Below are 20,920 nucleotides of genomic sequence, written 5' to 3' on the forward strand. Positions count from 1 at the left end.
ACAGGGGTCTTTAAGTTATCTATTACTTATTCCAGTTAAGCTGCGATTTAATCAAAGCCTACTCCACATTCAGAATCTATCCCTCTTGATTTAAAAGACGTACAAGTTCGTCCTCATCCTCAATGGTAGGAATGCCGAGATCATGAGCTTTGGTCAGTTTAGAACCTGCCTTCTCTCCGGCAATAACGAGGTCTGTCTTTTTGGAGACACTACCCGTTACCTTCGCTCCAAGTGCTTCGAGTCGTTGCGTTGCCTCTTCCCGCGTAAGTTGATGCAGCGTTCCGGTCAGCACGACCGTTTTGCCACTGAAGAAGGAATCTTCCACAATCGCTGCTGGTGCCTCAGGCGCCTGAGCTTTCACGCCTAAATTCAGCATCTTCTCGATAGCTGCCTTTGTAAACGGGTCTGCAAAGAAAGTCACAATGCTCTCAGCTACAATACCACCTACATCAGGTAGTTCAACGAGTTCCTCTGCCGTTGCATTCATAATGGCATGCAGGTCGCGGTAATGATCAGCCAGCATACGTGTAGTCGATTTACCTGTATTCGGAATGCCCAGTGAATATAGGAACGAAGCGAGGTCACGATCCTTGCTCTGCTCCAGTGCAGCAATAAGGTTGTTCGCTTTCTTTTCACCAAACCGCTCCAGCTTCACCAAATCATCGAATTGCAATGTATACAGGTCAGCAGGCTCACGCACGTTCAATTCATCGTACAGCTGAATCGCCGTTTTCTCGCTGAATGTCTCAATGTCCATAGCATCACGGGAAGCAAAATGAGAAATCCGGGCCACCGTCTGCGGTTTGCACGCCAGCTTGTTGTTACAGAATAAATGCGCTCCACGCTGTTCCAGCGGGAATCCACATGCCGGACATTGCTCAGGGAACACGATTTCCTCGCCATCACTCTCTTCAGTCACTTTACCCAGTATCTCAGGAATAACATCATTGGAACGACGGATAAAGACACGTGTACCCAAGGCAAACTTCAGATTTTTCCGCTCAATGTCACCTACGTTATTCAACGTGCAGTTCTGTACCGTTACCCCAGCTAGCTCAACCGGTTCAACTCGAGCAAGTGGAGTTACTTTGCCGGTACGACCCACATTCCAGACTACAGAGTTCAGAACGGTTGTGGTCTCTTCCGCCTCGAATTTGTACGCTACCGCCCATCGAGGGAATTTATCCGTGTAACCCAATGCCTCACGGGTGCGCATGTCTGTGATTTTGATAACAGCTCCATCGATCAGGTAGTCCAGTTGGCCACGGCTCTCCTGTATCGCAGCCAACTGCTCCATCACATCATCAAACTCATGGAAATACGTAATGGACGGATTGACTTTAAATCGATTCTCACGGAGAAAGTCCATCATCTCCTGATGGTTGGCAAACTGAATATCATCCGAATAACCTACATTATAGAAATAGGCGTTCAATCGTCGCTCAGCGGTAGTCTTCGGATTTAAGTTGCGCAGTGCTCCTGCCGCGGCATTCCGGGCATTTTTGAGCGGTTCTGCTGCCGTTTCATTATAACGATTCAATACAGACAGGTTCATGATGCCTTCACCCTGGACTTCAATTGTGCCGCCTGTATACGGGATTTTAAGCGGAACAGATTTAATGGTTCTAACCTGAGCCAAAATGCCCTCCCCTACAGCTCCGTTTCCACGCGTAGAGGCTTGAACCAACTCACCGTTTGTGTACGTTAGATTCAGGGTCAAACCGTCAAACTTCAGTTCAATCACATAGCCAGGTTCGGGCAACGGATTGTCTGGATTTTTGGTGTTGAAGTCATTGACCAGCTTGAGCACACGAGTATTCCAGTTTCGCAGCTGCTCTATATTCTGGGCTTTGTCCAAGCTCCACAATGAGGATAAATGGCGATGCGGTGTAAACCCTTTGAGCAGTTCACCACCCACACGCTGTGTCGGAGAATCAGGCAAAACCATGCCACTCTCCTGTTCCAGCGTAACCAGTTCGTCGTACAGAAGATCATACTCCTTGTCGCTGATCTGCGGCTGATCCATCGTGTAGTACTGATAATTATGCTGGTTTAGCTCGGTAACGAGTTGCTCCATCCGGTGCATCGGGTCCATACAGGGCCATCCCTCCGTTATTATAATTTGGATCTATGTAGAACGAACGTTAGAGCAATCTCTAAGTTCGTTCATGAATATCTATTCCACTTTGGTGATTGGGGCAAAGCCTGCAAGCAGACGTTTTAGGCCAACCGGGGCCGGGAATGCGATCTGAAGCTCTGTGTCATTACCCGATCCTTTCACCCCAACAATGGTACCTGTTCCCCATTTGCCGTGTTGTACTTTATCTCCGGCTTTGAATCCGTCAGAACCAGCTCCGGCAGCGACCGGTTTAGATGCCGACGACGGGGCAGGCGTGCTGGATGTGCTGGACGACGTACTCATGGTAACCCGTGAGGAAGTAACTGACGAAGCGGAAGAACCGCTTTGGCTCTGACGATCAAACAGCTTGCTTGCTCCGCCACCAAAGTTGCTTCCTCCACTGGCACCAAGTCCACGGCCACCATATGATCCACCTGCGCTGCTACCACGACGGTAGCGGTCACGAGCCATCGAAGTATCTTCTTTTAGCTCATCCGGAATTTCATCCAGGAAGCGCGAAGGCGGGTTCGCCGTTGTGCGTCCGAACAAGGTCCTCATTTGCGCGCAAGACAGGAAGAGTTGTTCTTCCGCACGCGTAATGCCCACATAAGCCAGTCTGCGTTCTTCCTCCAGCTCCTCGTTATCCATAAAGGCCCGGCTGTGCGGGAAAACTCCTTCCTCCATACCAACGATAAAGACGACAGGGAATTCCAGACCTTTGGCACTGTGCATCGTCATCAGGGTAACTGCGTCACTCTGATCCTCTTCATCATCGTTCATACTGTCGATATCTGCAATCAGTGCGAGATCGGTGAGGAATGAAACGAGCGTTTTGTCTTCATTATTTTTCTCGAATTCCATCGTAACGGACAGGAACTCATCAATGTTCTCCAACCGCGCGCGGGATTCGAGCGTATTTTCATTTTGCATCTCTAGTCGGTACTGGCTCATCTCGAGAATCTTCTCGGTCAATTCAGTCACAGACAGATACTCTACCATCTGATGCAGCGCGGCGATCATATCATAGAACTCCACCAGCGCATTCCGCGTTCGACCGGCAAAACCGAGATCGTCCACAACCTGAAGCACACGGTATATTGAAATCCCCCGTTCTCCTGCTGCAGCTGCCAGCTTCGCTACCGTTGTATCACCAATGCTGCGTTTTGGTACATTAATAATCCGGGTAAGGCTGATGTCATCATCGGGGTTCGAAAGCAGGCGCAGATACGCCAGAATGTCCTTGATCTCTTTACGATCATAGAACTTGATGCCGCCAACGATCTGATACGGAATATCAGACTTGATCAGAATTTCCTCTATAACCCGGGACTGGGCGTTGGTACGGTACAAAATGGCATGGTTCTGATAGGATTTGCCGTTCTTCACATTTTTACTAATCTCAGAGGTTACAAAATACCCCTCATCATGTTCGGAATCCGCACGGTACACCTTGATCTTTGAGCCACCCTCTTTGTCCGTCCACAGTTTCTTCGGTTTGCGCCCAGTATTCAGGCCGATTACCTCATTCGCTGCATTCAGGATATTCGAAGTGGAACGATAGTTTTGCTCGAGCAAAATCGTATTGGCTTCAGGGTAGTCTTTCTCAAAATTCAGGATGTTGCTGATATCCGCTCCACGCCAGCGATAGATCGATTGGTCACTATCCCCTACGACGCAAATGCGGTGATGACTATCAGCAAGCATACGGCAAAGCATGTACTGCGCACGGTTGGTATCCTGGTACTCATCCACGTGAATGTACTGGAATTTCTTTTGGTAAAAGTCGAGAACTTCCGGTACCTCTTTGAAAAGTTGAATAGTCGCCATGATGAGATCATCAAAATCGAGCGAGTTGTTGGCTCTGAGCCGTTTTTGGTACATCTTATACACTTTCGCCACAATGCCTTCAAAATAGTCAGCAGCCTGTTTCTCATATTGCTCCGGACTGATCAATTCATTCTTCGCGGTACTCATCATCGATTGAACGGCTTTTGGCTCAAATTTCTTGGTGTCGATGTTCTGGTCTTTCATACAACTACGAATGACAGATAATTGGTCAGATGAATCCAAAATGCTGAAATTGGAGGTGAAGCCGATGCGTTCAATGTCACGGCGCAGAATACGCACACACATGGAGTGAAACGTTGATACCCAGATGTCACGACCCTGAGAGCTGCCAACCAGTTGGGATACCCGGTCTTGCATCTCGCGTGCCGCTTTGTTCGTAAACGTAATAGCCAAAATACCCCAAGGGGGTGCTTTTCGCGTTGCAATAAGATAGGCAATCCGGTGTGTTAGCACACGGGTCTTGCCACTGCCCGCTCCAGCCATAATCAACAGCGGTCCATCCGTCGCCTCGACGGCTTGCCGTTGAGGGGTGTTAAGCCGTGCTACGGCATCATGTATATTTACAGGTTGCATGCATGCATGCTCCTTTCATTGGTTGAAATCGATATAAGTAGTACTAAGGGTTACACTCGTCACTACGATGACAGAATAATCTTCCGATCGCCGTTATTCCCGGATTTTTTGATCTACTTTTTTCAAAGTGAAAATCCGGTAATAAATGCGAGCACTTCGTTTCTCCAGCTTATTTCTGTCCTCTTCGTTCTCGTGTAAAAATTTAGTTTAGCTTATTTTTAAGAGTAGTTGAAATTACAATTGAACTGCAATTACTATCTTTCAGTTCTTTCAGTTGTTGAAAAAGTGAGAACGCTCCGCTTCTCCATTGCAGTCTACGTTCTTGTGTAAACGACATTGCGCTCATGTAACTTGTTCTATTTAGCAAAGCCGAAGTTCTATTTTAACAGATCAAGAGGGGAAATTGGGGGAATGGTAAACTAAACCGATTAAACGGATTGTTTCACAGCTTGGACAGTCTCCAACGCCTTGTGCAAATCACTGTACACAATGTTTCCAACCACAACGGTGTCTGCTACCTGTGCAGCTTGTCTAGCTTTCTCCGGACTATCAATCCCGCCGCCGTAGATAAGATGCGCCTTGGTGAGTTGTCTGTGTGTCTCTCCAACCAGCTCCATATCTCCAAACGTTCCGCTGTACTCCATATATACGATAGGCAGGTTTAGCAGACGTTCCGCAGCCTGGGCGTAAGCAACCGCAGCATCCGTCGTTAATTCCGTATCCGCTCCCGTCATTCGGGCAACAGTGGAGTCGGCATTAAGGACAATATAACCTTCTGCAATAAGCAGATCCCATGGGATCAGGTAACCGTAACGCTCGATGGCTTGCTGGTGCTGTCCGATCATCCATTTGCTATCCGTTGCATTCAGCACCATCGGAATTAGATATCCGTCAAAACCAGGCACAACTGCCTCCAGCTCGGATACTTCTAGCACGCAAGGCAGCTCGTAGCGACGTACTCTGGACATCAGGTCAACCGTGTTGTCATAGGTAATTCCCGAAGACCCACCAACAATAATGGCATCGGTACCCGACATGCAGATCAGGTCAAGTGCTTCATCCGTTATTTCCCGGTCCGGGTCTAGCTTAAATACATGTCTCCACTGCTTAATCATGTCTATCAACGAACATTCCTCCAGAGGTTCTTCTGCATCCTAAAAAGCTTGTAAACTAAGTCTAAGTCAGCAGGGAGTGAGTGTCAATGTTCGTATAAAAAGGGGAACAAAAAATCACAGACTTTTCCCTGGAATTGCAGGAGAAGCCTGTAATTTTAGATGGCAGGGATGTGATGCTACAGAATTTAAGCCAGCGCCTGCTGCCACTTCGAACATCAATATCTTGAGTAGAGTTGGATCCAAAGTCTCAAGTAGGAATACCGCAACCTCTGAATCATAATTTTATACTCAAGGTTTCCAGGCAAAACGTGTGTTCATCTCATCCAGTTCCTGCTCGGTTAATACATCCGAATACACGCCGTACACGCCCCATTTCTCATAGTTTGCTACCTGATCGGTGTCATTAATGGTATGAACGTAGGTGACGGCTCCTGCCTGCTTCAGCTTGGCAACGAAATTCTGGTTTACTTTATATTCCGGCATGGTTACGGCATCGATGTCATTCTTTTGTACAAAATCAACCACCTGGGCTTCAGTATCCTGCGTAGCATAAAGGGTATAAATAATAGAAGGAAACGCGTAGATTTCTTTCACGGTTTCGAGCATCGGCTCGTTATAGATCTGTACTACAACCCGATTAAGAATTGAAGGGTCATGTTTCTTGGCTGCGTCCACGAGTGATTTTAGCACCTGCTGAATATCCTCGTCCTTCTGTTCTTTGGTATCGGTCACGATATACATATCCGGGTACTTGGCCAATACGTCCATAATGCCGTCGGCATCCATCGGTTGGTACATGCCCAGAATGGGCGTATTCATGAATTCATCATGTGTCAGCGCCCCAGCCTGTTTGTCCTCGGGTAACTCCTCGTCCTGTCCCAGCATTTTGCTCATGTTAGCGGTCCATTCATGTCTGGCTACTGCTTTGCGGTCCGAGGTCAGCATAAAGTCAATCTCAAACACACGTGTGCCCTTCTCATAATTGGCAATCATCGCCTCATAGGCGTTCGTGTAAGGCTTCTCACGGATACTGCCCATGGCATGAGCAATCAGTCGATAGGCCGTAAACCCATCGTGCTGCTCCTCGCTCTGACTGTCATAGGCAAAAAAGAGTGTGCCCACGGTTACGATGAGTAGTGTAACGACGGCGGCAATTCGTTTCATATGGCGTTCACATCCTTATCAGGGTGGTAGGGAAGAAAAAGAGTACGAATAACATGATATGACGAAGCATGTGCGGTTTTTCCTTTTTGATAGCTAACTACCCTGATTGGAGAGGTGTAAAACAAAAAGCCGCCCGAAGGCGGCTGTTAAATCTAGGGATGCAGTATTTCGAATGGATAAGAAGCACCATCTATTCGGTTGGTTGCACACTCAATTCATTCAGAAATGCGATCAAAGCTTCGCGCCAAGCTCTCATGGGTGGCAGACCGTTTGTACGAATAGCGAGATGATCCATTACGGAATATTGAGGTCGAGGAGCAGGACGTGGGAATTGCCCGGTGGTACAAGGCTCGAGAACAGCACTCAGTTTGAATCCGGATTGCTTGGATGCTTCTTCTGCAATGGCCTGTGCAAATTCATACCAGGTGCACATTCCAGAATTAGAGGCATGGTAGATACCATATTTCTCAGTTAATGAAAGTTCACTCACGAGTCTGGCTAAATCCACAGTATATGTGGGCGACCCTTGTTGATCATGAACGACCTGAAGTCGGGGACGCTTCTCCAGAAGTTCCAACATGGTTTTGACAAAATTACTGCCGTGTACTCCAAACACCCATGATGTTCGTATAATAAACCATCGCGTGCAGAGACTCTCGACCAGTCTCTCTCCGGCAAGCTTTGACTTGCCATACACGGTCTGCGGATTCGTCAAATCAAATTCCTGATAAGGCCTCGTTGCCGTGCCATCAAATACGTAGTCGGTACTAATATAAATCAGTTTGGCTTTCACTTTCTCTGCAGCAACAGCTATATTTCTAGTGCCTGTTACATTGACTGTGTACGCCATATCCTCATCTGTCTCGGCCTTATCAACGGCTGTATAGGCAGCACAATGAACGATGATGTGAGGCTGGAAAGCGTTAATGGTTTCTCTGCATTGCTGTTGATCGGTAATGTCCAATTGGTCCCTGTCACAGGCCATGACATCATGACCACCAGCTCGAAATATCTTTACAACATCGTATCCGAGCTGTCCCGCAGCCCCCGTCACCATTACTCTATACTTCATTTTGTAGGATCACCCATTCGATCACCATACTGAAGTTTTACATAATCTTGATACGTACCTGATTGAATTCGTGTCCACCATTCCTGATGATTCAGATACCACTGGATGGTTTCCTTGATCCCTGTCTCAAAATTGTGCACGGGCTTCCAGCCAAGCTCAGTATGCAATTTGGTCGGGTCAATCCCATAACGTCGGTCGTGGCCTAGTCGATCCTGTACATATTGAATCAAACTTGCAGGTTTGCCTAGTTGTTCTAGAATCTTTTCAACAATATATATATTGGTACGTTCATTATTTCCCCCGATGTTATATACCTCTCCAATCTTGCCATTATGAATGACCAGGTCGATAGCACTACAGTGATCTTCTACATAGAGCCAATCACGAATATTAAGCCCATCGCCATAGACAGGAATAGCCTCATCATTTAATGCACGAGATATAATAAGCGGTATAAGTTTCTCTGGAAATTGGAAAGGTCCATAATTGTTCGAACAACGTGTAATGTTTACAGGCAAACCAAAGGTTTCATGATACGCTCTGACAAGCAAATCCCCACCTGCTTTACTGGCAGAGTATGGACTGTTCGGCATCAATGGTGTCTCTTCTGTAAACAAACCTGTTGGACCAAGTGAACCATATACTTCATCCGTAGACACCTGAACATATTTGGTAACCTGATATTTCTTCGCGGCATCCAGCAACACCTGAGTTCCGAGTACATTGGTGCGCACAAAAATATCGGGGGACAGAATGCTGCGATCCACATGAGACTCAGCCGCAAAATTGACGATTACATCGATCCCTTGGGATATAATTTGTTCCATTTGCTGAACGTCAGTGATATCCGCTCGGATAAACGTATATTGAGAATTCGATTCTACGGATTGCAAATTCTCAAGGTTGCCCGCATACGTTAAGGAATCCACGTTAACAATTTCATAATCAGGATGCTCACGAAGCATATACATCACAAAGTTGCTGCCAATAAATCCAGCCCCTCCAGTAACGAGCAGTTTCATGTTATCTCTCTCCTTCTGCCCCCAGATACTGTTCGATCCGAGAAGCTTGTTTTAGTTAGCCAAAATTCAGTTCCGCCCCTTGAAGTAAAGGGTGCTTCTGATCTTTCTCGGAGAGAATGGGATCCGACACAGGCCAATCAATCCCGAGCGCTGGATCGTTCCACAAAATACCCCGGTCATGTTCAGGCGAATAGTATGCATCCACCTTGTATGTCACCTGTGTATGTGGCACCAGTGTACAGAATCCATGAGCGAAACCTTGGGGGACAAGCAACTGCCGCTGATTATACTCACTAAGAATGACACTTTTCCACTGTCCAAAGGTTGGTGAAGTCGTACGAATATCTACAATAACATCATAGATGGCTCCGGATATTACTCTGACCAACTTGGTCTGTGCTCTGGGCTGAAGCTGGTAATGAAGTCCGCGAAGAACTCCAGCTTCGGCGGACAGGGATTGATTGTCCTGAACAAACACATGATGAATACCATTTTCATACAGAACACGCTCATTATAACTTTCCATGAAATATCCCCGATGATCGCCATAAACCTTAGGTTCCAATATAGCTGCGCCATCCATAAACAGCGGAATCACCTTCATGTTATCCCTCCGTTATTGCTATTAACAGCATTTCTTCATATTAATCTATGTATATGTAAAGCATCGGGCAAGTGATCGTTCATTGGCCTGGTTAAATCATGATATTTCAATACGTTGTTCCATAAAATAATTAAAACCCAGCCGGTGTTTTACTTTCGGCTGGGCTTGATCATAGCGATTTCTCTATTTGTTCTGTACTATATGCTCCAAATACTTCAACAAATCCTCCCGCAAATCCGGGCGCTGAAGGGCATAATGAATCGTGGTTTCAATAAAACCAAGCTTCTCCCCAACATCATGACGCAGGCCGTCAAAGTGATAGGCTAGAATCTGCCGCTGGTCATTCAGACGGGACAAGGCATCCGTTAACTGGATTTCTCCACCCACGCCAACAGACTGCTGACCAAGAATATCGAAGATATCCGGCGTCAGAATATAACGTCCCATAATCGCCAAATTGGAAGGTGATTCTTCCGTCTTCGGTTTCTCGATCAAACGACGCGCACGGTACACACGACCTTCGGTGCGAGATACCAATTCCCCGTCCACAATCCCGTAACGTGACACTTCGCTCCAATCAACAGGCTGCACACCTACGATCGGAGATTGCAATTCATCATAAACTTCGATCATCTGCTGAAGACAAGGATGATTGGATTCCACGATGTCATCCCCCAGTAGCACGGCAAATGGTTCGTTTCCGATAAACTTGCGGGCACACCAGATGGCGTGCCCAAGACCCTTTGGTTCCTTTTGACGGATATAATGGATGTCTGCCATCTCGGAGGGCTTGCGAACTTCATTCAGCAAATCCCACTTCTGTTTACCAGCCAGATTCTGTTCCAATTCGAATGAATAGTCAAAATGATCCTCGATGGCCCGTTTACCTTTACCTGTTACGATAATGATATCCTCAATGCCTGAAGCCACGGCTTCTTCAATAATGTACTGGATCGTTGGTTTATCAACGATGGGCAGCATTTCCTTGGGCATCGCCTTCGTTGCAGGCAGAAACCGGGTACCGAGCCCGGCCGCTGGAATGATTGCTTTGCGAATACGCACGCTAGATCCGCTCCTTCTGGTGGAGAAATAATTATATATTAGATAAATCGAATACTAATTTGGCAGACTTCATTATACCATCAACAGCTCCCGGATATCCTGCTCGGATAAGGTGGTCGATCCTCGATCTCCGGGTTCAATGACTTCGGCAATCAAATCTTTTTTGCGCTGCTGCAGCTCCAAAATCTTCTCCTCAATCGTACCTTCCGTAACGAGGCGGATAACCTGTACGACTTGTTTCTGCCCCATACGATGGGCACGTCCGATGGCCTGTTCTTCCACGGCGGGATTCCACCAAAGATCATATAAAATAACAGTATCTGCACCTGTTAAGTTCAATCCGGTACCGCCAGCCTTCAAGGAGATCAGGAACAGCTCAGCTTCACCCTCGTTGAATCTGCGACACATCTCTACCCGACTCTGTGCAGGTGTCTGACCATCCAGGTAGAACAAATCTCTCCCCTGTGCAGCGAGCGTCTGTCGAATCAGATTCAGCATGCTAGCGAACTGGGAGAAGATGAGAATGCGTTTCCCAGCAGCGAGACAATCCTGGACCGTCTCCAGCAGCTGCTCCATTTTCCCGGAATCCCCTTGATAACCCTCCACAAAGAGAGCGGGATGACAGCACAACTGGCGCAGGCGTGTAATACCAGCCAGTATTTTAATCCGGTTCTTCTGAAAGCCGTTCTCTTCCATATCCTTGGATGTCTCATCCTGAAGCTGAGACAGGTACGCGGCATACAGTTTCTTCTGTTCGTCCTTCAGCTCGGAGCGCTGAACCGTTTCAATACGATCCGGCAATTCCTCCAGCACATCTTTCTTCAGACGGCGAAGAATAAACGGACGGACCATTCGCGCGATTCGTTCAGGAGGCAGGTCCCGGAATCTGCGATAGCTTGGAAATAGGCCCGGGAAAACCGCTTCAAAGATCGACCATAGCTCATCCAATGAGTTCTCCACGGGTGTTCCTGTAAGAGCGAAGCGACGTGGTGCCTCAATCTGTTTAACCGCTTGGGCTGTCTGGGAAGAAGAGTTCTTGATAGACTGGGCTTCATCCAAAATAAGCGTATGAAACGTTCTCCCGAGATATGTGTCCAGATCGCGGCGCAATAGCGGGTAGGACGTCACAATAACATCTGCGTCATCCATGCCTGCGAGCATACTGGCTCGTTCGTCTTTCTGCCCAGCCGCAATCAGAACTCGCAAATGCGGCGCAAATCGGGCAAATTCATTCGCCCAGTTGTACGTTAACGAAGCTGGTGCAACGACGAGTACCGGGGGATGAGTAGCTTGTTGGTCCAACAGTCCGGCCTGTACTTCATCTGGGATGTTATTCCCGAAAGTTCCCTCATTGACAGTGTAATCAACATCACCTGGATTACTTATGTGCTGTTTCAGCTTTTCTTTCAGTTCAGCCGCGATATAGGCGATACTTTGCAGCGTTTTACCAAGTCCCATATCATCCGCCAGGATACCGCCAAATCGGTAAAATGCGAGTGTACGCAGCCACTGATATCCACTGGCCTGATAATCACGCAACACGGGAGCAAGGGCATCCGGCAATGCAAAATCCATCCGCTCGGGATCACGAAGGTCATCCAGGAAACGTTTCAGGGAACCGCCCCACTTCACATGTCCGGAAACCTCGTCCCGGCCCGGAAGCTGTAACGCCCGAACTGCCGGCATCCGTATATGACTGCCATTGATATCGCCCGACGCCAGTCCAAGGGAATCCGCCATGTGTGCAAAGCTGTCCGCTCCGTCATTTTCGAGAGAAACAAACACACCGCTGCGCAAGCGGAAATACGGTTTCTTTTCCACAATGCTGCGCATAATTTCCTGAAGCTCCAGCTCATCTACACCTTCCATCTCGAATGAGATCTCCAGCCAATCCAAGCCTTTGCCCAGATCTGCCCGAACTTTCGGCGGTGTCGGATAGGATTGCATCATGGCCTTCACCGCATTCGGGATATAGACATCTACCTGCTTCTCAAGCTCCGGCAGCAAATGATACATCACATCGTATACCGCATCTTCTCGTTCACTTGCCCATACACTGCCATCCCGTTCCAGGAAAGAGCGATCTAGTCGGTCGATTAGGTTACGCTCCGCATGACGGTCTCGTAGCAAAATCACCTTTTTCTCTTCCTCATCGATCAAATATTCGGCCAGCGGATTAATCACCATTACACCGTAATCAAACTCCAGACGCGCAGTAATCCGTTCCCGGTAGAAATCAATATACAACTTTGGCGCAAGCTCCGGCTCTGCGATTCGTTCTCTCACCTGGGAGTCGATCGACAGATGTCCAAGTGTACGCAATTCCGGCACTACATGCTGCACGAATTCATCCACCTGCTGAGCAGAAATATCGATACTTTCCTTGATTCCATAAGAAGTGAGCGCTCTGCTCAAATCCTCCAGACTTCGCATCTGCATCGGCTCCAACATATGCAATTGCCCTTCCACCACGGCAGCATCATAGGCTGGAAGAAGAATTAACTCACGCAATCCGGAAATCTCAAGCTGATATCCTTCATTAGTCCCCTGCGCAATACGATAAAATAATGGCAGTGCCCCTTCACCCAAAGTGAGCGGACCATTGGCTAACCCTGTTCCCTCCATCCGGCTATCTGCCTGCAGCAGCAAATCCAATAGAGGCTTCCAGACCAGAGGAGCAATCAATATATCTCTTCCGTCTGAAGCACCCAAGTAACCGGAGATGGATTCGCGGTAAGTTTCCTCACTCTGCATCATCCGAATAAGCATAGACAAGGTCGCCTGATCCTGTGGCCGAAAATAATGCATTGAAGGGTCGTAGAAAAATAGCTTGGTAAACGACATCGGCTCACCATTCTCAATGCAATTCAGGAATTGCTTCACTTTCTGAACGACATACAGGCGTTTATTTCCTACTTTCAGTTCAAGCGCGAGTTTGGCTCCGCCTTTGTGAACTTGAACAAGCTTGCATATAAATTGGAGCTGCAGCTCCTCCCGCAATGAAGACCGGGTTACAGGCGCAGTGTATTTACGATCATTTGATTGCAGGGGGCTGCGTTCTTTGGCAAACATGGAAAGAATCTGATCTGCTGTGCGGTAGGAAGGTTTATCTGCTGATCTACCCCATCCAGGAGCCGAGCTTGGTCGACCCGCTTGAGCGAAATGTACGGACGGACGATCCATATCCGAATAGTCATCAAGCTTGGATTCGGAAGACAATGGCTCGGCTGCAAAGGCCTGAGCAGATGAAGTTGAATGAGATCCCACATTCATTACTGAGTCGGTATTTGAAATGGAGTTTGGACGCTCCCACTCATTCTCCTCCACCAGCGTTCCTACTCTGGAACTGGAGCCACGATCAGGTTTAGACACCAGCTTCGAGGATGTTTGAGAGCCCGTGTCACGCTGTTCTCCCCATTCATGAATCGCCAGCAAAACGGCAGCCACGTGTTTGCAATAGTCATAATATCTCCCATCGCCCGGACAGCTGCATCCGGCAACAACCTCACCTGCATCATCCAGATCAACCGTTACTTTGTATCGTTCTGTACCTCGAACCACAGCTTCGTAATGACGTTCATCCTGACTGGCAACCAGATTGGTCACCCTCCCAGATTGGTTATACGCTTCTCCCCGTTTGAAAGCCGTGACCCCGCACAGCAATTTGATATCCATCATCGTGAATGGCGCCACGGTTCTTCGCCTCCTATATTTCTCTGACAAACAAGATACCACATACGAATTTAGTATAGGTGTAATTCAAGTCTCTTTTATAGAAAAAACCCCAAGAGCTCCGTAAAGCAGAGATTGGGGTTGCAGTATACTTCATGCCTGTTGCTGTTTGTTCCGGTTTCGATCTATTATTTCACCAGTTGACCACGCGTTACGCCAAGCTGGTTTGTTGCTTTCAGCGTTTTCCAAACTTGTGTACCACTGATCTCGCCACGCAGAGCACGGTTATACAGATCAATAACCTCACGCACCTGCTCTGGAGTTTCCTCCAGGAATTCCACACGGTAGCGGGATACACCCAGATCCATGAAGTTGGTCAGGTATTCTGCACCGGATTGTTCCACCGCATTATACACGGTATTACGGCAGCCTTCGTCCACACGTACCGGGTGAGACATGCCGATCCGGTCTTGCAAGGAAGCCCGGTGATCTTCACATGGACGTCCACAGTTCGTAAAGTCCGTTCCTTCACTCATAAACGTACAGTACACACAGTGCTCGGTATGGAACATCGGCAAATGCTGATGAATAACGACTTCCGTCTGACTTGTACGGGAGTGTCCCAGCAAATCAACCATTTGCTGAATGTTCAGGTCATAAGAAGGCGTAATCCAGTCACAACCCGCTTCCAGGAACAGTTCCACTGCTTTGTGATTGGCAATGTTGAGTGAGAAGTCACCGATCAATTCAGGATGCTTCGCATCCGGGTTCTCCATCCGGTGGCGCAAGTAGAAGTACAATGCACCCGTATTACGTACGAGCACAGCATCCGGCTGCAAACGCAGGATGTTGTTGTGATACCCGTTCTCGCCAGGCATATGAATGCGTGGTGTTGCCAACGCAATCTTGCGGCCTGCGGCACGAACAGCTTCCACCGCTGCCGGGAACTGCTTGATAAACTCGAAGTCGGCGTAGATCATGCCGACACCTGCTTCCAGCGCTGCCTCCACTTGTGGCAGGCTGCGGCATAGCGCGGTCAGCTCCGCATGACCGCGAGCAACTGGCGCTGCTGGTTTAACCGCATCGCCGTAGACTTCCACCGCCCGTTTCACGTAGACGGGCGGTTTAGGGCGCTCGCCCGCGAGTTGTTCCACCGCCTGACGGCGAATGTTATTCAACTCGCGCATCGGGATGATGACGTCACCGTGCAAGTTGACGTCCAATTCTTCCAGCTGGAACACAGTGCCGCCCAGACGTCCGAATTGCTCTTCGAGCAGTTCGTGTGTCATTGGACGCTTCTGGGCAATATCCAGTTCCATCTCGGAATTAACACGGACCGTCGTGCCCTTCTGCACGTCCGTCCACCATGTGCTAAGCGGCTGCCCTGGGCTGCCGATAACTTTTACGTTTACCGGGAAGATACGATAAGGCTTCTCGATTTCAAAGCTCTGACGCAGACGTTTGTCCAGCGCTGGATCATTCGTTTTCCATACTTTGTCGCCAACTTTCACGCGGCGCAGGTCCACGTCACTACGGCCTGGTACAACGTCCACGATCCAGCCTTCCTCTGCTTCGCCTTCAAGCTTCACGCCTTTGCGACGTACATCGTAGACACGTCCGCCCTCTTCCTTCTTCGTCGGATCTCCGGCATCAAATACAATTCCGTCTCCACGTTTCACTGGTGCATCAAGCTTCAGGACGACACCATCACGCAATACTTGGTCTACACGACCCAGATAGACGCCACGGCTTTTCGGGAACGTACCGTCAACCAGCTGTTTATTATTCGTTCCGTCCAGGAAACCGTGTGTGAATCCACGAGAGAAGCTCTGCTGCAATTCACGAACTTCTTCCTTACTTGGAGGAGTATTATCTCCATCAAAGTAACGGTCAATCGCTTTGCGGTATTTACTAACCACGTTGGCCACGTATTCCGGCGTTTTGAGACGTCCTTCGATTTTGAAGGAAGTTACGCCTGCTTCGATCAGTTCCGGCATCAAGTCAATCGCAGCCAGATCCTTCGGAGACAGCAGATATGCCACATCGCCCATTGGTTTATGCTCGCCATCCACCATCAGGTCGTACGGCAGACGACAAGCCTGTGCACATTCCCCACGGTTGGCGGAGCGTCCGCCCCACATTTCAGAAGTCAAACATTGCCCGGAATAAGACACACACAACGCACCGTGAACAAATACTTCCATCGGCAACTTCGCCTGTTCTCCGATCTTCTGAATCTGCTTCAGGTTGTTCTCCCGTCCAAGCACGACACGTTCCATATCAAACGGCTTCGTAAACTCCACCGCTTCCGGTGACGTAATCGTCATTTGGGTTGAACCGTGAATCGGGAAGTCCGGCGAGATCTCGCGAATCATTTTGACCAGACCCAAATCCTGTACAATCACGGCGTCCACACCTGCATCGACACAAGCGTCGATCAGTTCTCTGGCATCCGTCAATTCATTTTCAAAAATCAATATATTAAAGGTCAAAAAACCTTTTACGCCATAACTGTGCAAAAACGCCATAATCTCAGGCAGCTCGTCCATACGGAAATTGTTCGCCCGTGCCCGTGCATTAAATTTTTCGACTCCGAAGAAAATCGCATCCGCGCCGTTGGCTACCGCCGAACGCATACAGTCCCAGTCACCTGCGGGTGCCAGAAGCTCAACGTCTTCTCTTCGTATTGTTGCTGTTTTCATGTGTATCCTCCCCATAACCGGCATAGCCGGATTTCATCCCTAATACCCTGTACGCTAATCCTGTTCCTTGATTCCATACGCCTGCATTGTCACTGTATCGCTATATCTATACATTATGTCTGTATTGCCTGATTCCCAAGCCTACAGTCATTCTTATTTTTCAGAACAGCAGTCATAACTCCTGAACTAGTATAGTGTACCACTTCTGCAACGACTCTTCTACGCTTTCCTGAAAAAACCGTTTATCATTTTCATTTCCATCTCACTCAACATGCATATACTAAAAACCGGAAGGTCTCTCGACCCTCCGGCAACATACATCTATTTATTTCAGTATTTCGTATTATTTGATAAAAGTAAATGAGTTCACGGCTTTTTCCAGCGCTGCTGCCTGCACTTCCGTCTTGTTGGCGTCATTCAGCCCGCTCGTAATGGTATACGTCGTTCCGTTCTGTTCAAACACGATCTGACGTCCGGTATACGGCACACCATTGTCCACTTCATGATAGATAAAGGAAAACGCAGGCACACCCGCAAACGTCAACTCCTCACTGCTAAGCAACTTGAAGTTTTTACGCGTTTTGGTTGCTTCCGCATACGCCTCTCTAAGTTGACTGACAGTCATTTCAATGGATTTGTCCTCACTCGCGGCAATGGAGAATTGACCACCTGTGAAGGTATACACGACAGGAGAATACTCAAACCGATCATTGTACGGCGTCCAGTAACGTGGAATATCTACACTGTAATGATAACGTTTGGACGTTCGTGTCACAGATTTTGTTTTATCCGTCAAATATGGGTCTTCATCCAGCTGTCCGAAATTATCAGATACGGTATCAAAATCAATCTCAACACTCTTCATGATACTCTTAAACCATTCCCGATCCTTCGTCTGCTCCTCAGGGAACGTATACTCTGCATAATAGCGATAGCCATTTTTTTGCAAAAGAACATCGAACTCCGTCTGCCATCCATCGCCAAAGTTATAACGGAACTCATTCATTTCGGCAGTCTCGCCTGATACATCCATCGTATACGAACCTATCGGCTCATAACTTTCCGGCGTGAATGTCTCACGCATCCACTTGTCCAGTTGGCCACTCCACTCTTTGACCGTCGCACCCTTCGGTGCAGATGTAACACGTAGTTGCAGATATGCACCATCCTTGGCTTCGTATATCATCTGGGTGTTGTCCATGGACCAGCCTGCTGGAATCTTCAGTTCAATGCCATAATCATCATTCCAGGTAGAGCGCATCCCCTCATCCACGGTTGAAAGATCCTTAATTGTACGATCGGACTGAGCATAAGTAGGCTGGAATGAATTGAGTAGCGCTGCACGTTTGCCCAGATCCTTGTAATTCAATGCTCCATAATCCGCGAGGTATACGTCATATTGGCGACCATCATGGATATATTGGCGCATTTCCCATAACACCCCGTCCGCATCCTTAACCACAATCCGGGCATAAGGTGTTTTCCCTTTGGCAATCGATTCCCGATCGAGCACCGTATCTCCGCTCTCTTTTGCTTCCTGAACAAGCTGCTGTAACAAATCATCCGAATCCAAATTCACATCCTGGTCACTCACATACACTTCAAGATAATAACTGCTGTCCTCCGCGCCAAATGTCATCATGCGCTCCTGCTCACCCGTTTGCAGAATCATGAGGTCGGATGGGTAATTAATGGACCAGCCGTAATAACTGTTACCAATTCTCGTTTTGCCTTCGTCCAGATTAATGCCGCCCTCGTCCTCATCCTCCGATTCGTCCGTTTGCAATAATCGAATGACCATTTCTCCTGAACTGCTTGGAGCAAGTGTAGCGCCAATCCCCGCAGCTACCGGGCGGAGTGGTACCATAAGCACGCCATTAACCATTTTTGGGGCTGCGCCCATCTCTTTTTTGACTCCATCCACCCAGGCAATCGAACTGCCAATGGTTAAGGTGACAGTATGCGGACCTTCCTTAACTTTGACCACATCATTCTTCTCCAGTCGGATCTCGCTGCCAAAAGCCTTCTTGAATACACCAACAGGAACCATCGTAACGCCTTTGAACTGATATGGTTTGGCGATTGCCTGCTTGCTGCCGTTGATATAAGCGCTCGTACTACCCGCTGTGATCCGCAGCTCACTTGTTATAAGATCGGATGCCCACGCAGGCAATGCCGCTCCAATGCTCAGCATCCCGGCTAACATACCTGTGCTTAGCACACGTAAAAATGATATTTTCATTCCGTTCATTCGTCCTCTCTGGATCCGGATTGCTCGCCGGGCTTTATTGATTTTCATCTACAGTGAACTGCTCATCTTCATCGTCTTGGATATCCGCTCGATCAGCAAGGACCACCGTACGAGTGACAATATCGCCGTCCGTTTGCATTAACAGTTTGACCTTCTGTCCTGGCACATACGTTTTGAGCAGCTCATTGATATCCACCACAGAGGACACACGTGTGCCTGCTACACTGTATAACACATCTCCCTCTTTAATTTTGGCTTTCTTCGCTTGAGCTGACAGCACACCCGTAATCGTCAAAGGATCATCAGTAGGCAGGCCCACAATCGCTGACCAGCTCTCTTCCAGTTGCAAGCCGAGGCTTGCACGCTTGATTTTTCCGTATTCAAAGAACTGATTGATAATATATTGAACGGTATCTACTGGAATTGAAAATCCCATGCTCTCGATACCCACTGCTGAAAATTTCATAGAGTTAATACCAACAACTTCACCTTTGAGGTTGACCAGCGGTCCGCCGCTGTTGCCAGGGTTAATGGCTGTATCTGTTTGAATCAACCGATAGGTAGCCTCCACTCCCCGATTAAGACCACTGATTACGCCCACTGTCGCCGAGTTACGCAAAGAGAAGGAAATCGGTGTGCCGATGGCAATGACGGTTTCTCCAACAGTTGTTTGGGAAGCTTTGGCGAAGGTCGCCGGTTTAAGAGATTTGGCATTAATTTTGATTAGAGCGATATCGCTTAACGGGTCACTGTATGTTTTGGTGATTTTATATGTATTGCCATCAGTCGTCACGACCAACGGGTTTATTAATCCATCAACCACATGGGCATTCGTCACAATCCAGCCGTTGGAGCGGATGATCAAGCCAGTGCCATGAGCTAGGTTATAGCGATCCGATGTGACGCCATCCTGTAATTCAGTAGATTTGCCGATAATGCCTACAACAGAAGGAGATACTTTTTCAATTACTTTCGGGACTGCTTCACTGCCCTTATACTGAAACGTTCCAGACTTGGCGTCATATTGCCCACTTCCTCCGAGCGCTTTGACCAAATCCTTTGAACTAACATATACTTGTCCATCTACCATTTTGGCTTGCATACTTGATGAAGACTCCGCTGCCCCAGCCGTTGCTGCAACACTGATCGAGAGTACAGCAGCCATCAGTATGGCTACGCCCTTTTTCCCCAACACTCTCATTCTCTCACCTAACCCTCTCTATATATCCTCCGTTATGCAACCGAACCATATGATCCATTACTGAATCTCTTTCTCTATTATCTGCAATACCGGTATCCTCAAATTTAACATACAAATTATTCCTGTACAATCTCTTTAAGACCTAATTTCGATAGAGAAGACCGTATTATCCGAACCACTCTGCAAAACACAAAAAAACACCCTCCTTCATTCTCTGGAAAGTGTTTGTCTGTTCTTCTACTTGCTGTTTTCAAATAAGTTCAGCGGTGTCTCTACGAACCAAACCAACCGGTAATCATGGCATAGTCCGTCAAAAGGAATACCAGCAGACTAACCACTGCAAATCCGATAGCAAACAAATTCTTCTTCGGTGCGCGAACCAGTCGGACAACTCCAATGAAAATCAGGATCGTAAATAAGATGACAAAAATATCAAACGCATTAAAATTCGAAGTACTCGCCGCGGCAGCTTCTGCAAACAGCATGGATAGACAGACCTCCTCACCATAGTTGAA

General features: G+C 47.9%; 13 protein-coding genes. All 13 read right to left on the reverse strand.

The window, feature by feature from the left end:
- Nucleotides 1-76: 76 nt before the first annotated feature.
- The 13 genes from ligA to PTQ21_RS01970 all read right to left on the reverse strand — a co-directional run bounded on the left by ligA (nucleotide 77) and on the right by PTQ21_RS01970 (nucleotide 20,890).
- Nucleotides 77-2,095, reverse strand: a complete 2,019-nt coding sequence (ligA, locus tag PTQ21_RS01910; protein ID WP_063568265.1) for an NAD-dependent DNA ligase LigA — start codon at nucleotides 2,093-2,095, stop codon at nucleotides 77-79.
- Between the two features lie 81 nt (nucleotides 2,096-2,176).
- Nucleotides 2,177-4,540, reverse strand: coding sequence for a DNA helicase PcrA (pcrA, locus tag PTQ21_RS01915; RefSeq protein ID WP_090811933.1), 2,364 nt, complete (start codon nucleotides 4,538-4,540; stop codon nucleotides 2,177-2,179).
- A 428-nt stretch (nucleotides 4,541-4,968) separates the two neighbouring features.
- Complete coding sequence (gene pcrB / locus PTQ21_RS01920) at nucleotides 4,969-5,655, reverse strand: heptaprenylglyceryl phosphate synthase (RefSeq protein WP_413640698.1); 687 nt, start codon at nucleotides 5,653-5,655, stop codon at nucleotides 4,969-4,971.
- 288 nt (nucleotides 5,656-5,943) lie between these two features.
- Nucleotides 5,944-6,819, reverse strand: coding sequence for a phosphatidylinositol-specific phospholipase C/glycerophosphodiester phosphodiesterase family protein (locus PTQ21_RS01925; protein ID WP_274568608.1), 876 nt, complete (start codon nucleotides 6,817-6,819; stop codon nucleotides 5,944-5,946).
- A gap of 190 nt (nucleotides 6,820-7,009) precedes the next feature.
- Entirely contained in the window at nucleotides 7,010-7,891 is an 882-nt protein-coding gene (gene rfbD, locus PTQ21_RS01930) for a dTDP-4-dehydrorhamnose reductase (RefSeq protein ID WP_063568269.1), read from the reverse strand.
- The gene (rfbB, locus tag PTQ21_RS01935) at nucleotides 7,888-8,913 is read right to left on the reverse strand and encodes a dTDP-glucose 4,6-dehydratase (RefSeq protein ID WP_072733562.1); all 1,026 of its coding nucleotides are present in this window, start codon (nucleotides 8,911-8,913) and stop codon (nucleotides 7,888-7,890) included. The genes rfbD and rfbB overlap by 4 nt, the downstream gene beginning before the upstream one ends.
- Nucleotides 8,914-8,968: 55 nt before the next feature.
- Nucleotides 8,969-9,517, reverse strand: coding sequence for a dTDP-4-dehydrorhamnose 3,5-epimerase (gene rfbC, locus PTQ21_RS01940; RefSeq protein WP_064641968.1), 549 nt, complete (start codon nucleotides 9,515-9,517; stop codon nucleotides 8,969-8,971).
- 183 nt (nucleotides 9,518-9,700) lie between these two features.
- Nucleotides 9,701-10,579 (reverse strand): UTP--glucose-1-phosphate uridylyltransferase GalU, encoded by an 879-nt coding sequence (galU, locus tag PTQ21_RS01945; RefSeq protein ID WP_274568611.1) that lies wholly within the window; start codon nucleotides 10,577-10,579, stop codon nucleotides 9,701-9,703.
- Between the two features lie 72 nt (nucleotides 10,580-10,651).
- Nucleotides 10,652-14,272: a DEAD/DEAH box helicase gene (locus tag PTQ21_RS01950; RefSeq protein WP_274568612.1), complete on the reverse strand. Its 3,621-nt coding sequence runs from the start codon at nucleotides 14,270-14,272 to the stop codon at nucleotides 10,652-10,654.
- A gap of 167 nt (nucleotides 14,273-14,439) precedes the next feature.
- Nucleotides 14,440-16,953, reverse strand: a complete 2,514-nt coding sequence (locus PTQ21_RS01955; RefSeq protein WP_274568613.1) for a U32 family peptidase — start codon at nucleotides 16,951-16,953, stop codon at nucleotides 14,440-14,442.
- A gap of 343 nt (nucleotides 16,954-17,296) precedes the next feature.
- Entirely contained in the window at nucleotides 17,297-19,195 is a 1,899-nt protein-coding gene (locus tag PTQ21_RS01960) for a stalk domain-containing protein (protein WP_274568614.1), read from the reverse strand.
- Nucleotides 19,196-19,238: 43 nt separating this feature from the next.
- Nucleotides 19,239-20,405 (reverse strand): S1C family serine protease, encoded by a 1,167-nt coding sequence (locus PTQ21_RS01965; protein ID WP_274568615.1) that lies wholly within the window; start codon nucleotides 20,403-20,405, stop codon nucleotides 19,239-19,241.
- A gap of 272 nt (nucleotides 20,406-20,677) precedes the next feature.
- Nucleotides 20,678-20,890 carry a hypothetical protein gene (locus PTQ21_RS01970; RefSeq protein WP_063567497.1) on the reverse strand — a complete coding sequence of 71 codons (213 nt, stop codon included), beginning with the start codon at nucleotides 20,888-20,890 and terminating at the stop codon, nucleotides 20,678-20,680.
- Between the last annotated feature and the right edge of the window lie 30 nt (nucleotides 20,891-20,920).

It is taken from the genome of Paenibacillus marchantiae (assembly GCF_028771845.1).
Classification (GTDB): Bacteria; Bacillota; Bacilli; order Paenibacillales; family Paenibacillaceae; genus Paenibacillus; species Paenibacillus marchantiae.